A 13,670-nucleotide genomic window follows, 5' to 3' on the forward strand; every position below is an offset into this window, starting at 1 on the left:
GGTTGGTCGTCGAGCGCGTAGTTGGGCATCACCGTAATGCCGGCCTGGGTCTGCACCGGGCGCATGGCGTCTGCGATCAGGAACACGTCCAGTGCCGGGTCGAAGCGACGGGCCACCGAGATCACGCCCACCGGTGCCGCGTAATCGACGATCTCGGCGTCCTTGAAGACGTACATCCCGACCCTGAAACCCTGCTTGCGCATCGTGCGACTCCCGAAAGCGTTTTCTGTCGGGGTCCATCTTCCGCAATGCAACAGACGGGCACCATCACCGTTGTCGTGATTCTTCTGTAGTGAAAGCACTACAGCCTGTGGTCGCGTCTGTCGTGCGTTTCGTCCACGCCGAAGGCCGCTTTCGGATATTCCGCATTGCCGCATGCCGGGTCGCGGCGTAGAGTGGATCGCCTTGCAGCGCGCCCGGGCACCCTGATGGCCGACTTTCTCAGCATTCTCGAATTCTCGTTCTCGGTCACCGGCCCGATCTTCGTGATCCTGTTGCTCGGCGTGTGGCTGCGCCGCATCGGCCTGATCACGGAGCCCTTCATCGACGCGGGCTCGAAACTGGTATTCAACGTCGCCCTTCCGGCCCTGCTGTTCATCAGCATCGCGACCACGGATTTCGACGACGCCGCCAACGCGGGACTCATCCTCTACGGCCTGCTGGCGACCGCCGTGATCTTCATCGCGCTCGAGCTGCTCGCTTCGCGGAGCGTGCATCCGCGCGAGGACCGGGGCGTGGTGGTGCAGGGGGCGTTCCGCTCCAACATGGGCATCGTCGGCCTGGCCTACTGCGTCAATGCCTACGGCGAGGCCGGTCTGGTCGCCGCCTCGCTCTACCTCGGTCTGGTCACCATTCTCTACAACGTGCTCGCAGTCATCACGCTCAACCGCTCGCTGGCCAAGCGTCGCGGCGTCGGCGGCATGGTCAAGGGCATCTTCACCAATCCACTGATCATCGGCATCGTGCTGGCCCTGCCGGTGTCCTACTTCGAGATCCGCCTGCCCTCGCTGGTGCTGCAGTCGGGTCGCTACTTCGCCGACATGACGCTGCCGCTGGCCTTGCTGTGCACCGGCGCGTCGCTCAACTTCGCCAGCCTGCGCGACGCGATGAGCAACACCTTCCAGGCCGCCGGCCTCAAGCTGGTGCTGGTGCCGCTGCTGATGACGGCCGGCGGCATCATGGTCGGCTTCCGTGGCATCGAACTGGGTGTGCTGATGCTGATGTCGAGCGCCCCGACCGCCGCCGCGAGCTACGTGATGGTGCGGGCCATGGGCGGCAACGCCACGCTCGCAGCCAACATCATCGCGCTCACCACGCTGGGTTCGATCATCGCCACCAGTGCCGGCATCACCCTGCTGCGCGGCGCCGGACTCATGTAGCTGAACGGACTCAGCGCACGAGCATGTCATGCCGCGCGGCATAGCTGAGCAGTTCGGCCATGTTGCGTACCTCGAGCTTCTCGAAGATGCGCGCGCGATAGGTCGATATGGTGTTGGCCGACAACGACAACTGCTGCGCAATCTCGGAGACCGAGCGGCCCTGCGCAAACAGCTCCAGCACCTGGAATTCCCGGTTGGAGAGGCTCTCGTGCGGTGCGCGGGCCTCGTGCTCGCGCACGCTGCGGGCCAGCAGCTCGGCAATGCTGGGGGTGACGTACAGTCCGCCGGCCGCCACCTTGCGAATCGCGGCCGCCAGGTCATCGGGCGAGCACCCCTTGTTCAGATACGCCCCGGCGCCGGCACGAATCGCGCGCACCGCGAACTGCGACTCGGGATACACCGACAGCATCACCACCCCAGTGGCGGGAAACTCGGCGCGCAAGGTCTTGAGCACGTCCAGCCCGTCGCGCTCGCCGAGCGCGACATCGAGCAACACCACGTCAGCCGGTCCGTCGCGCATCAGGCGGATCGCCGTCGGGCCGTCTCCGGCTTCACGGAAGGGTCCGATGCCTTCGCATTCCGAGAGAATCTGGACCAGTCCACGACGGATGATCATGTGGTCATCGACGACCAGCAGGTGGATGCTTCCCGCCTCCATCATGCCACCACCCCCGGCAGACGCAGACGCACCGCGGTGCCGCGCCCCGGCGTGCTCTCGATGGTGAGTTCACCGCCGATCGCGTGCGCGCGCTCCTGCATGCCCAGCAGCCCGAAGCTGGTCGGCGCCTGCGGCACCTGCATGCCACAGCCGTCATCCTCCACTTCCACCACCAAGTCGCGGCCCAGTGCCCGCGAGACGATACTCACACGACGGGCCCCGGCATGGCGCTTCACGTTGGTCAGCACCTCCTGCACGATGCGGTACACCGCAATCTCTGCGTCCCGCCCCAGCCGACAGCGCTCAACCTCTTCCGGGCAGGCAAAGGTGCAACGCAGGCCGCTGCGCGTCTGCGTCTCGGTCAGCAGCGCCTCGAGCGCTGCCCACAGGCCAAGATGGTCGAGCACGCCCGGACGCAGGTCATTGAGAATCCGGCGCGTCGCGCTCATCGCGTCTCGGCCGATATCCAGCGCCGCGTCGATGCGCTCGCTCACCTTCTCGTCGCCGGCAAGCCGCTTTCGCAACCAGTTGAGCTCGAGCTGCATCGCCGTCAGCGACGCGCCCAGATCGTCGTGAATCTCGCGCGCAATGTGCGCCCGTTCCTCCTCGCGCAGCCGGTTCATGTGCGCCGAGAGCCGACGCAGGCTGTCGCGCGTCTGGCGCAACTGCGTGTTCGCAGCCGACAACTCCGCGGTACGCTCGGCCACCCGGCGCTCCAGTTCGCCGCGTGCCGCATGCAGCGCCGCCTCGGTGCGCTTGCGCTCGGTGATGTCGGTGAACGTCACCACCGCCCCAACCACCTTGTCGCCGTCGCGGATCGGGTAGGACGCGTACTCGGCCGGAAACGCCGTGCCGTCCCGACGCCACAACACCTCATCCTCGACGCGACACCCCTCCCCTTCCTGAAACGCCTTGAAGATCCGGCAATCGTGAACCGGCATCAGGCTGCAATTGGCATGCGAATGATGGATGAGGTAGTGCATGTTGCGCCCAAGCACCTCATCCGCCTCGAAGCCCAGCATGCGCGCGCCGGCACCATTGATGAAGATGCAGCGACCGTTGAGGTCGATGCCATAGATCCCATCGCCGGTCGACTCGAGCAGCATCTCGAGCTGCCGCCGCCAAGCCGCGTGATGGGAGAGGTGGTGAAGATTCGCGAACATCGCCTGCCTGCCGGAAAGAGCCTTTACGGCACTTCGCAGTGCAAGATCGATGCCAGCCCGGGCAACGACTAAGGCCGGGGCGTCAGGCCGCGGTGTTCAGGACATTCATGCAATGGTCAGGCGAATCGAAGGGGCAGACTCATGCGCTTCATGCACCACAGGGGTGCGTGTGACCTCGTTCCAGGCACAACTGTCGGCGGCATTGGGGATCAGGAACAAGCTTACTGGGGATCCATCCTCTTGCGCAGCAAGTCCACTCGCATTGGCCGCTCGAAGCTCACCCCACCTTGTCCCATGTGAGACTCGAACAGTTGGCGAACCCGCTCACGTGTGACTGAATCAATGTCAAGCTGCGTATGGGACAGATTCATCATCCTGCGCTCGAAATCGGCGAAATCCGAAAAGGTGATCGGTGCCAGAAAGTGGATCTGATCCGCCCGCTCGTAAATTCCCTTCTCGCAGGCGCGGCCCATCGCGGCGATGGCCGCCTCGCGAACGACATTCTCATCGTGGAACAGACGCATGATCTCATTGAATTCGCCGTCGAACACCGGCTCGGAGACATACAGCAGCCCACCGGGACGCAACACGCGATGGACTTCGGCCAGGGCCTGATCCATTGCTTCGACGCGCACGTGATGCAGCGATTTGAGCATCATCGCATGGTCAAAGCTCTCGTCTGGCGCATCAATCGACTCTGCCGCCCCCCGGGAGACCGTGATCGACGGGGGCCAGTCCCGTGCGAGATTTCGCTCTAGCTGCGACTCATCGACCTCGAGCGCAACGATCTCGCGCACAGCCGTTCCTTCGGCCAAACGGCGACTCATCGCCGCGTCTCCGCAGCCCAGTTCGATGAGTCGTGCGTTCGCGAGCGGCAGCTTGTGCGTGATCAGTTCATATTCGTCGGGGATGACCTGAGGCGTTTCGGCGACCAAGGCGTTTTCACTCATCGTGCTCCCTCCAGCATTCGCTTTGCCCGTTCGACCACCGGGCGATCAATCAGCTTTCCATTCAGGCGGATCGCGCCCAATCCATCCGAGCTGGCGGACGCCTCGACCACCGACCTCGCCCACACCAGCTCTTCATCAGTGGGGCAGAAACCCTCGTTCACCGCCGCCACCTGTCGCGGATGGATGCACAGCTTGGCCCCGAAACCGAGTTCGCGCGCCAACGACACATCGCCGGCCAGGCGCTCCGCATCGTCGATGGCCAGGGTCACGCCGTCGACCGGGGCCTCCAACCTCGCCACCGCCGACGCTAGCACGATGCGAGAACGGGCGTACAACAAGGCCTCGCCCTCGCCTTCTATCCCCGTGTCCAGCTGAAAGTCGACCGACCCGAACGCCAGTCGGGTCACCCCGGGCACCTGCGCGAGTTCGAGCACCTTCCACACACCCAACGCCGATTCGATAACGGGTATCACCGGCACCCCGGCAGGCACGCGCTTCACGAAATCGGCAAGCTCGGTCTCCGCCTCCGCCTTCGGGAGCATTGCAGCGAGGACTGGTGCGGTCTCAGCAAGACGACAGTCTTCCTCGTACCATTCAGTGCCGACGCCATTGACCCTGACGCAGGCCTTGCCGCCCCGGGAGAGCCACTCGCGGACCGCCTCGCGGGCGATGTCCTTTCGTTCAGGCAGCACACCATCCTCGAGATCCAGTATCACCAGGTCCGCGCCCGATGCGGCCGCTTTGTCAAACCGCTCGGGACGGTCACCCGGAACGAACAGATAAGAACGTACAGACACCGACATCTCCTATTGATTGATCCTTCGTCTGGCTTGACGGTCCGCCTCAGGGTCGGTCCGCTGCGCACGTGTGAGCACGAGCGACATGCCAATCAGCATGACGATCAAACCGAAAGCAAGAAACCCGCTCGCGTGTTCTCCAGTCATCGACACGATGCCCGCGAACAATGGCGGTCCGGCGACCACGCCGGAGTAGGTGATAAACAGCGCACCACCGGTCATCGCGCCAGTCTGCCCAGCAGGTGCAAGGCGCGCGATTTCCGCAAGATAGACCCCGTTCCAGCCGATCGCCGTCCCCCCGAAAGCGGCGCACAAGACCAACACCCAGGCGAACGGCCATCCATGTGCGTAGACCGCCAGCAGCAGCGCACAGGAGGCCATTCCGACCGCTAGCAGGCCAAGCAGAATGCGCGACGCGATCCAGTGATCCGCTACCCAACCCCACAGCAGGCGCCCGAAGATGCCTGCAGCCTGAGCAACCGACAACACCAATCCGGCCGCGACGAGACGAAGACCGAACTCCTCGGTGAGATAAGTCACCAAGAAGGTCGTGAGGCACAGCTGCATCGCACCGAAAAAGAACGAGCAAATCGCCAAGTCCCGAACCGCCTTGTAGGCGAAGACCATCCTCAACGGACCGAGCACGCCACTGAGTGAAATCCGCCTGTGGGCGTCACGATCATCATCGAGCGCCGCGCGGATCGGTTGAGTCAGGACAGCCATGACCACACAGAACAAGGCCACCGCGAGTGCAGCACCACGCCACCCGGCAAGCAACACCATCGTCGGCACCAGCGCCCCGGCCAACATGCCACCCAGCGGCACGCCGGTCTGCTTAAGCGAGAACACGAAACCCATGCGATTGGCCGGTGTGGTGCGGGCGAGAATATGACTGCTCGCGGGCGTCACCGGGCCATAACCAAACCCGATCAACAGCGCACTCAGCACGATCGCCGCCGGCACACCCACGGTCGCCAACGCCAACCCGGCCGCACACAGAATCAGACAGGCCTGGCTGATCCGGATCGCACCAAAACGGCCAATGAGATCCCCACTGCCCAGACTGGACAGCATGCTGCCGATGTACACGAGGCCCACGAACAAACCAATCAATGATGCCGGAACGCCGATTTCGGCCGCAGCAGCGGGCGCGAGCACCGGCGGCGTCAGCGAGGCCATCGACACGAGCGCCTGAATGCCCAGCGTGATCAGCAAAGGCATCAGGCCAACCTGAAGCGCGGGTTTCACCTCGAATCGGCCCCGCCCACGCGCTCGAGGCGCTGTGTGGTCGAATAGCTGAAGCGGTCACCCGGATGCAGGCTGACCGCCACCTCGAAGAGCTCGTCGTTCGTCGCGAAATACTTGCGCACAACCTTCAGTCCGGCCGCACCGGATTGGGTGCCAAGCCTCGACGCCGCCCCCTCGTCGATCAGCACCGCGCTGATCTCCTGGCGGACTTCGACCACCCTCACGCCATACTTCTGTTCGATGATCGCGTAGATCGGCAGCGACGGGTCTCCGAGCTCTTCGACGACGCCACGATACTGGCGTGCGATGTAGACGTCCGTCAGCGACAAGGGAAGGTCCTCGTCCGGAATGTAGCGCTCGCCCTTGATTTGCAGCCACGCCTGGCCGACCCGACATTCGAGCAGATCGGCCAGACTCTCGTCGGCGATCACGTCCTCGCTGGCGCAAATCTTCAAGCGCACGTCGCGAACATACTGGAACAGGTCGGAAATCCCCTCGCTCGCCTGCACGTATCGGGACGCGATCTGATTCGCCTTGACCTTCGTCCCCACGCCCGGCTGACGGGTGACCAGCCCGAGCTCAAACAACCGCCGAACCGCCTCGCGGACCGTGTGCCGACTTACGTTGAACTGCTGACACAGCTCGTGCTCGGTAGGCAACAGGCTGTCGACCGGATACCGGCCACCACGAATGTCGTCGATCAACGCCTGTGCCAACACCAGATACCGCGGCTGACCGGCCGCGAGGAGGTTCGGGGTGAAGTTCGTCATATCACCTTCTCGGCTTCCAGTGACGCGATCCATTCGTCGTCGTCACGAATTTCCCTGAGGATGTCGCGGGTGTTCGCGCCGAGCCCGGGAGCGGGACGAACCGGCAAGGTCTCTCCCGGGCATCGGATCGGGCACGCGAGCGTCTTGATCGACCCGCGCACCGGGTGCGGCACCTCGACGACGATACCCTGTTCGCGTACGTACTCGTTATCGAGCGCCTGGGCGACATCATATACCGGGGCCGCTGGTACTTTGCCTGCGAGCTTCTGCATCCACTCCGCCGTGGTCGCGCTGCTGAGCACCTCGTCGAGCGCGTCGGTCAACTCGTCCCGATGCGCGAGCCGCGCCTTGAAGTCCGCAAAACGCTGCTCTGTCGCCCACTCGGGCCTGTCGATCGCATCGGCAAGCACACCCCAGAACTTCTCCTTGTTGCACATGATGAAGATCCAGCCATCCTTCGTCTTGTATAGCTGACTCGGAGTCAGCGAAGGGTGGCTCGAGCGGGGCGCGCGCGAGGTGGTGACGCCCTCGTTGAGATACCAAGTGCCGACATAGCTCAGGTTGTGCATCGCGACTTCGAACAGATTGACGTCCACATCGCGTCCTACTCCGCTCTGGCGCGCCCCGAGCACGCCCGAAACCAGCGCCAGTGCTGACATCGTGCCGGTCATCATGTCGATGATCGACAGTCCGAAGCGGGCCGGAGGGCCACCCGGCTCGCCGGTCAGCGACAGGTATCCCGCCTCGGCCTGCATCAGATAGTCGTAGCCGGGCCAGGCAGCACGCGGTCCGCTGCGCCCGTAGGCCGACAGATGCGCGCAGACGATCCGCGGATTGTACGTTTTCAGTTTGTCGTAGGTCAGACCGAGTTTTTCGGGCAGGTCGCCCCTGAGATTGTCGAAGACCGCGTCGGCTCCTTTCACCAATTCGTGCAGCACCGCTTTCCCCTCCGGCTTCTTGAGGTCGAGCGTCATGCTCTTCTTGTTCCGGTTGAACGACTGATGAAAGTGGCTATCACCTGGCGCGAAGAAGTGCGGCCCTACGCTGCGGCCCACGTCGCCTCCGTCACCCGGGTTTTCGATCTTGATCACTTCAGCCCCGAGATCGGCCAGATGCTGGGTACCGAACGGGCCTGCACCATACTGCTCCACGGCGATGATGCGAACGCCTTCAAGCGGGAGACTCATGCCGGATTCCTCTCGATCAATTGCTTGGCGATGATGATTCGCTGCAATTCGTTGGTGCCTTCGCCGATGGTCAGCAGCGGCGCGTCGCGGTAATAGCGTTCGATGTTGTATTCCTTCGAGTACCCGTACCCGCCGTGGACGCGCATCGCGTCCATTGAATTGCGCACCGCCGCCTCCGTCGCGAAGTACTTGGCCATGCCCGCCTCCATGTCGCAGCGCTCTCCCCGATCGAACGCCCTCGCGGCCGATTCCACGAGCAGACGGGATGCCTCGACTCGGGTCGCCATCTCGCCCAGCATGAGTTGAATCGCCTGATGCTCGCAGATCGGCTTACCGAAGGTCTTGCGCACTTGGGCATAGGCCACCGATTCCTCGAGCGCGGCACGCGCGACGCCGACGCCACGCGCTGCGACATTGATCCGGCCCAGTTCGAGGCCGGAGAGCACTTGCTTGAGGCCAACGCCTTCGACACCGCCGATCAGGCGGTCGACCGGCACGCGGTAGTCTTCGAAGACCAGTTCGCAGGTGTCGATGCCGCGATAGCCCAGCTTCTCCAGCTTGCGCACGACTTTGAAACCCTGGCCCTTTTCGGCCAGCAGCAGACTCATCCCCTTGTGACGCGGATTGGCGGTCGGATCGGTCTTCACCAGCAGGGCGATGCAGTTTCCGTACATGCTGTTGGTGATCCAGGTCTTCGCGCCATTGACCACGTAATGGTCACCGTCACGTTTGGCGACGGTGCGGATCGCCTGCAGGTCCGTGCCGGCATCCGGTTCGGTCAGGCCGATGCCGCCCCGCAACTCACCGGTAGCAAAACGCGGCAGGAAATAGGCCTTTTGCTCCGGCGTGCCATGGCGCTGCACAGCCGAGGCCATGATCAGATGCGAATTGATGATGCCGGACAACGACATCCAGGTGCGCGCGATGCGCTCGACGATCTTCGCGTAGGAGGAGGTGGACAGCCCCAGGCCGCCGTATTCCTCAGAGATGATGCAACCGAACAGCCCCATCTCCTTCATCTTTTCGACGATCTCGCTCGGGTAGACGTCGTGGTGTTCGAGCTTCTGGACGAACGGGCTCACCTCGGTCTCGAGGAAGCGGTCAATCATGTCGAGAATCAGGTTTTCCTGTTCGTTGTTCTGGTCGAAGTTGTCGCTCATTTCGTTACTCTCAGTCAGGTTTGTGGGTCAGGCGCGGCCACCGAGGCCACGCGAAAGTTCGTTCGCCTGCATGTCGTCGAGGGCGAGAATGGATTCGAGCACCTGCATCGCGCGCGCCTCGGAAACCGCCATGCGCGCGTTCTCCAGGTACTTGGAGACGATGTCGTCGGCGCTGAGAGGTCGGTCGGATGCACCACGGTTGATGTGCTCGCGGTGGCGCAACTCCCGCCCATCCGTCAACGTCACGATCACCTCTCCGGAGTAGTACTTCGGGAAGGCCGACTCAGGATCGATCTCGTACTTCACCTTGCCGGCCACCTCGAGGGCGACCGGGTCGGCGAGCGCGTCCGGCTCGAGCTCCCCGAGCCCGAAGCGGCCACGCACAAGCCCCGAGGCCACCGCGTAGGGAATACTGAACTGGGCGTCGTAGCTGTTCTGCGGCTTCTGCTTGTTGGCCACGGGTTCGCACACCGTCTTGATGACCTCGGACGGGATCAGTGCGCGTACGCTCGCAATGTCTCCGGCCTCGATACCATGCTCGCGTCTCAAGGACACCGCGGCGTCCGCGCAGGCATGTGTGAAGTGGCAGGCCGGCAATGGCTTTACCGCCACCGCCGACACCTCCCAGGTTTCACCCAGACCCTCGCTTGCCAGCGAGTAGTCGCACTGTTCGGCCAGCGAACCCAGGTGGCTATTGAACAGGCCGAAACGCCCCTCGTAGGCCGCCTGGGGTCCGATGAAACCATTACGCGCCAGGGCGGCGGCCGTAATACCCGCGGCGCCGGCCCAACCGGGGTGCATGCGCTTGGTCCAGGCCCCGTCCTGCAGGAACTCGAGGCTTCCCGACGCTACCGACAAGGCGATGCCCTGTGCCATGGAGAGCTGACGTTCGTTCAAGCCACGCAGGCGGCCCGCGATCAGCGCGCATGCGAAGGTGCCGATCAGACCGGTGGGATGGAAACCGGTCTGGTGGAAACCACCCTTGGCGACCGAACCAAGTCGTGTCGCCACCTCCATGCCAATCACATAAGCCGTGACCAGTTCGCGACCCGACAGCCCACCCGCCGCAGCGACCCCGAGTGCGGTCGGGAAGCAACTCGCGGTAGCGTGGATCACACCGCGGGTGTGGGTGTCGTCATAGTCGAGACCATGTACCAGCAGCCCGTTCATCAACACCGCGTCTCGCAACGCCAGACGAGTGCCGAAGCCGATAACGTCGATGTCGCCGCCACCGAACTCGCTCACGGCGGAGAGCGTGCGATGTGCGAATTCGTACTGAGTGGACGCGAAGGCAATGCCGACCGCATCCAGCATCAGATAACGTGCACGCTCACGCACCGCCTGTGGGACATCTTCATCCCTGAGCTCGCTGGCGAAGCAGGCGAGCGTCTGCGCGAGCGTGGTGTTGCTCTTGCTGTCGGGAAGTGTTTCGTTTCGAGTGTTCATGATCTTGGGTTCCTTGTTCAACGAAGGAGAAACAGGGATATGGCAGGCACGTAGGTGATCAGCATCAAGCCGATGACGCGGACGGCGTAGAAGGGCAGTACCCCGCGTGCGACTTCATGCACCGGAATCTTCGCGATGCCGCTCATGACGAAGAGATTCAGCCCGATGGGCGGCGTGAGGGTCGCGATCTCGACGTTGGCCACCATGATCACAGCGAAGTGGATAGGATCGATTCCGAGCGCGATGGCGATCGGGAACAACAGCGGTGCAGTCAGGACGATCAGGGCGATCCCGTCGAGGAACATGCCGAGGATGAGCAACACGACGTTGACCACAAGCAGGAACTGCCAGGCGCTCATCTCCATGGCGGTGATGTAGCTCACCAGCTGGGCCGACACACCCATCCGCGCAAGCATGAAGCCCACCAGACTGCCACCCATCACGACCGCGAAGATCATCGTCGTCTGCAGCAGCGAGTCCTTGGCCACGCCCCACATCCCGCCAACCGTGATGCTGCGATAGACGAACAGACACAGCAGCGCAGCATAGGCCGCCGCGAAGGCCGACACCTCGGTCGGCGTCAGGAAGCCGGTATAAATGCTCCCCAACACCAGCACCGGCATGGCCAGTGCCGCCGTGGCACCTGGCAGCCGCCTGCCGAAACCGCGCCAATCAGGCCGAATCGCCTTGGCGCCATAGTTGTTTCGCTTGGCGAAAAACACCGTGGCGATCATCAACATGATCGCTTCCATCAGACCCGGCAGCAGACCCGCGATGAAGAGCTTGTCGACCGGCAGGCCAACGATCGAACCGATCAGGATGAAGGCAAGTGACGGCGGAATCATGAGACCAAGAGTTCCGCCGACGGCGACGATGGCAGCCGAGAAACGCGCGGGATACTTCTCGCGCTTCAGCCCTTCAACCGTCGACGCCCCGATGGCTGCGGCCGATGCCACGCTCGAACCCGATACCGCGGCGAAGAACACGCTGGTGATCAGCACGGTGAGGGCCAAGCCGCCCTTTACCGCACGAACCACACTGCCGACCAGTTCGATCATGAGGTTCGCGATCTGCCCCTTCATCATCAGGTTGCCGGCAAGCACGAACATGGGAATGGCCATCAGCGGATAGCTGTTGACCGACTTGAAGGCAGTCTGGGCGATCACTGTCGTCGGCACGCCGTCGAACAGCAGCACCAGTCCGGCCGTGACCAGACCGAGGGCGACCGCGACGTGCGTGCCGAACGCCAGGAATACCAGCGTGACCGCCAGTGCAATGAACATCAACAAGGTCTTGTCTCCTAGAGTTCGGATCCGGTCGGACCGCTAGCAGCGAAGGGGTTTTCGCCCTTGAGCGTTCGCAAGAGGCAGGAAAGGTAGTAGGCGAAGAAGAGCACCGCACCGATCGGCATTGCCAGAAACAGCGCCCAGAGCGGCAGATCGAGGTTCGACTCTGTCATCATGCCCATGGTGTAGTAGCGCTGGACCTGTGGGAGCGAGGCGTAGAACAGAACGCCGCTGAATCCGAGACCGGTGAGGCTGGCCAGGAAGTGACAGACCTGCTGAGCCCGTCTCCCCAGCCTCTCGACCAGCAGATCGGTTCGGATGTGGTGACCAGCCGTGCCGGCTGCTCCGACGGTCAGAAAGAATGCCCAAACCATGAGGTAACGAACCGCCTCCTCGGCCCAGAAGTAACTGGTATTCAGAAAGGCCCGGCCAACGGCTTCGTACAGCATGATCACGGTCGCCGACAGGAACAGCACGGTCGCCCCGCTCAGCAGAAGGCCCGACTCGAAGCGGTGCCAGAGCCCGGGCCGGCTCGGCCGGCCCGTCTCTTCGTCACGTTCAGTTGCCGACGCCACAGCGCGCTCCGAGTGCGTTGAATTGCTCCACCACGTCGCCATAACGTTCGGAGAACAGTTTGGCGTTCTCCTGCGACAGCGCCTGCCAGCGCGCACGCTCCTCGTCGTCCGCGACATGGAAGACCGCGCCTTGGTCGATCATCTTCTGAATCAGCGCGTCGTCATCGACTTTCACTTCCTGCCACTGGCGTGGCGAGATGTCGGCGATGGCATCAACGATCGCGGCACGATGCGCCTCCGGTAGCCCGTCGAACCATCCTTTGTCCACTGTGATCGCGTAGGTCGAGAGCGAGAAGCCCGGCACGTACCAGCCATACTTGCCGGTCATGCCAATCATCTCCGCCCAACCGGCCGGCGAGGTAAAGATGCCGTCGATCGCACCCTGCGCCAGGGCGGTACTCATCTCGGACGCCGCCATCGACACCGGACTGACCTGCAGGCTGCGCATGGTCTCCTGGAACACGCGGCCACCGGTCACACGGATCTTGGCGTTTCTCAGATCCTCCATTCGCGTGACCTCGCGATCGCGAAACACGAACATCAGATCGGAGGTGCGCAGGAAGCCAAGAATGCGCAGGTTCCGCGGTTCTACGTACGAGGACATCAGTTCGGTGATGCCGGACGCGAAGCACGCGTTGTTCATCATGTCGTCGCTGAGCGAGAACGGGAGATTGATGACCCCAGTGCGCGGTTCGATCGTTTCCGTCCGGACCGCAACCGGCCAAACCATGTGCACAGCGCCGGTACCCAGCGCTGCGAGGGCGTCCTGGTCGCTGTAGAGCTGCCCGGCGGGGAAGATCTTCACCGTGACCTCGCCGTTGGAGCGCGCCGCCACCTGCTCGGCGAACTCGTTCATGTAACGGGTTTTCCAGTGTGTGGCGGCCACCTCGCTGGGCAGCACGAGTTCGGTCGCGATGACGTTCTGGGCCAGCAGCGCGCCGGAAATAAGCGAAACGCCGGCGATAAATCGGGTGAATCCTTTCATTGATGTCTCCTCGTTTAGTTTGTTCGGATCAGTGACCCGTTGATTGCTACCGGGACCATCGTTCAG

General features: G+C 63.2%; 13 protein-coding genes and 1 pseudogene. 1 reads left to right on the top strand and 13 read right to left on the bottom strand.

What is annotated here, in order from left to right; translation table 11 throughout:
• A pseudogene (locus GPA21_RS01395) lies at positions 1-203 on the bottom strand (hypothetical protein); the annotation flags it as partial.
• Positions 204-395: 192 nt separating this feature from the next.
• On the opposite strand from GPA21_RS01395, the gene GPA21_RS01400 reads away from it, so the two are divergent.
• Complete coding sequence (locus tag GPA21_RS01400; RefSeq protein WP_339379885.1) at positions 396-1,379, top strand: AEC family transporter; 984 nt, start codon at positions 396-398, stop codon at positions 1,377-1,379.
• A gap of 10 nt (positions 1,380-1,389) precedes the next feature.
• On the opposite strand, the gene GPA21_RS01405 is transcribed toward GPA21_RS01400, so the two are convergent.
• The 12 genes from GPA21_RS01405 to dctP all read right to left on the bottom strand — a co-directional run bounded on the left by GPA21_RS01405 (position 1,390) and on the right by dctP (position 13,604).
• Positions 1,390-2,040, bottom strand: a complete 651-nt coding sequence (locus GPA21_RS01405) for a response regulator (RefSeq protein ID WP_211163367.1) — start codon at positions 2,038-2,040, stop codon at positions 1,390-1,392.
• Positions 2,037-3,200 carry a sensor histidine kinase gene (locus tag GPA21_RS01410; protein ID WP_168986426.1) on the bottom strand — a complete coding sequence of 388 codons (1,164 nt, stop codon included), beginning with the start codon at positions 3,198-3,200 and terminating at the stop codon, positions 2,037-2,039. Before GPA21_RS01410 ends, GPA21_RS01405 begins: the two co-directional genes overlap by 4 nt.
• Positions 3,201-3,421: 221 nt before the next feature.
• Complete coding sequence (locus GPA21_RS01415) at positions 3,422-4,150, bottom strand: class I SAM-dependent methyltransferase (protein WP_168986427.1); 729 nt, start codon at positions 4,148-4,150, stop codon at positions 3,422-3,424.
• Positions 4,147-4,947: an HpcH/HpaI aldolase/citrate lyase family protein gene (locus GPA21_RS01420; RefSeq protein ID WP_339379886.1), complete on the bottom strand. Its 801-nt coding sequence runs from the start codon at positions 4,945-4,947 to the stop codon at positions 4,147-4,149. Before GPA21_RS01420 ends, GPA21_RS01415 begins: the two co-directional genes overlap by 4 nt.
• A 9-nt stretch (positions 4,948-4,956) precedes the next feature.
• Positions 4,957-6,168, bottom strand: a complete 1,212-nt coding sequence (locus GPA21_RS01425; protein WP_168986429.1) for an MFS transporter — start codon at positions 6,166-6,168, stop codon at positions 4,957-4,959.
• 23 nt (positions 6,169-6,191) lie between these two features.
• Positions 6,192-6,965: a GntR family transcriptional regulator gene (locus GPA21_RS01430; protein ID WP_168986430.1), complete on the bottom strand. Its 774-nt coding sequence runs from the start codon at positions 6,963-6,965 to the stop codon at positions 6,192-6,194.
• Positions 6,962-8,152, bottom strand: coding sequence for a CaiB/BaiF CoA transferase family protein (locus GPA21_RS01435; RefSeq protein ID WP_168986431.1), 1,191 nt, complete (start codon positions 8,150-8,152; stop codon positions 6,962-6,964). Before GPA21_RS01435 ends, GPA21_RS01430 begins: the two co-directional genes overlap by 4 nt.
• The gene (locus GPA21_RS01440) at positions 8,149-9,312 is read right to left on the bottom strand and encodes an acyl-CoA dehydrogenase family protein (protein WP_168986432.1); all 1,164 of its coding nucleotides are present in this window, start codon (positions 9,310-9,312) and stop codon (positions 8,149-8,151) included. Before GPA21_RS01440 ends, GPA21_RS01435 begins: the two co-directional genes overlap by 4 nt.
• A 27-nt stretch (positions 9,313-9,339) precedes the next feature.
• On the bottom strand, positions 9,340-10,758 hold the full coding sequence (locus tag GPA21_RS01445; protein WP_168986433.1) for an MmgE/PrpD family protein: 1,419 nt from the start codon (positions 10,756-10,758) through the stop codon (positions 9,340-9,342).
• 17 nt (positions 10,759-10,775) lie between these two features.
• Complete coding sequence (locus tag GPA21_RS01450; RefSeq protein ID WP_246261684.1) at positions 10,776-12,041, bottom strand: TRAP transporter large permease; 1,266 nt, start codon at positions 12,039-12,041, stop codon at positions 10,776-10,778.
• 17 nt (positions 12,042-12,058) lie between these two features.
• On the bottom strand, positions 12,059-12,619 hold the full coding sequence (locus tag GPA21_RS01455) for a TRAP transporter small permease (protein ID WP_339379887.1): 561 nt from the start codon (positions 12,617-12,619) through the stop codon (positions 12,059-12,061).
• Positions 12,603-13,604, bottom strand: a complete 1,002-nt coding sequence (gene dctP, locus GPA21_RS01460; RefSeq protein ID WP_168986436.1) for a TRAP transporter substrate-binding protein DctP — start codon at positions 13,602-13,604, stop codon at positions 12,603-12,605. The genes GPA21_RS01455 and dctP overlap by 17 nt, the downstream gene beginning before the upstream one ends.
• Positions 13,605-13,670: the final 66 nt, after the last annotated feature.

The sequence above is a fragment of the Azoarcus taiwanensis genome (genome assembly GCF_012910885.1).
Lineage (GTDB): Bacteria > Pseudomonadota > Gammaproteobacteria > Burkholderiales > Rhodocyclaceae > Azoarcus_F > Azoarcus_F taiwanensis.

Coding starts and splice junctions, on each gene's coding strand:
- GPA21_RS01405 (WP_211163367.1), bottom strand. CDS start 2,040: ATGATGGAGGCGGGAAGCATCCACCTGCTGGTCGTCGATGACCACATG.
- GPA21_RS01410 (WP_168986426.1), bottom strand. CDS start 3,200: ATGTTCGCGAATCTTCACCACCTCTCCCATCACGCGGCTTGGCGGCGG.
- GPA21_RS01415 (WP_168986427.1), bottom strand. CDS start 4,150: ATGAGTGAAAACGCCTTGGTCGCCGAAACGCCTCAGGTCATCCCCGAC.
- GPA21_RS01425 (WP_168986429.1), bottom strand. CDS start 6,168: ATGCCTTTGCTGATCACGCTGGGCATTCAGGCGCTCGTGTCGATGGCC.
- GPA21_RS01430 (WP_168986430.1), bottom strand. CDS start 6,965: ATGACGAACTTCACCCCGAACCTCCTCGCGGCCGGTCAGCCGCGGTAT.
- GPA21_RS01435 (WP_168986431.1), bottom strand. CDS start 8,152: ATGAGTCTCCCGCTTGAAGGCGTTCGCATCATCGCCGTGGAGCAGTAT.
- GPA21_RS01440 (WP_168986432.1), bottom strand. CDS start 9,312: ATGAGCGACAACTTCGACCAGAACAACGAACAGGAAAACCTGATTCTC.
- GPA21_RS01445 (WP_168986433.1), bottom strand. CDS start 10,758: ATGAACACTCGAAACGAAACACTTCCCGACAGCAAGAGCAACACCACG.
- GPA21_RS01450 (WP_246261684.1), bottom strand. CDS start 12,041: ATGTTCATTGCACTGGCGGTCACGCTGGTATTCCTGGCGTTCGGCACG.
- dctP (WP_168986436.1), bottom strand. CDS start 13,604: ATGAAAGGATTCACCCGATTTATCGCCGGCGTTTCGCTTATTTCCGGC.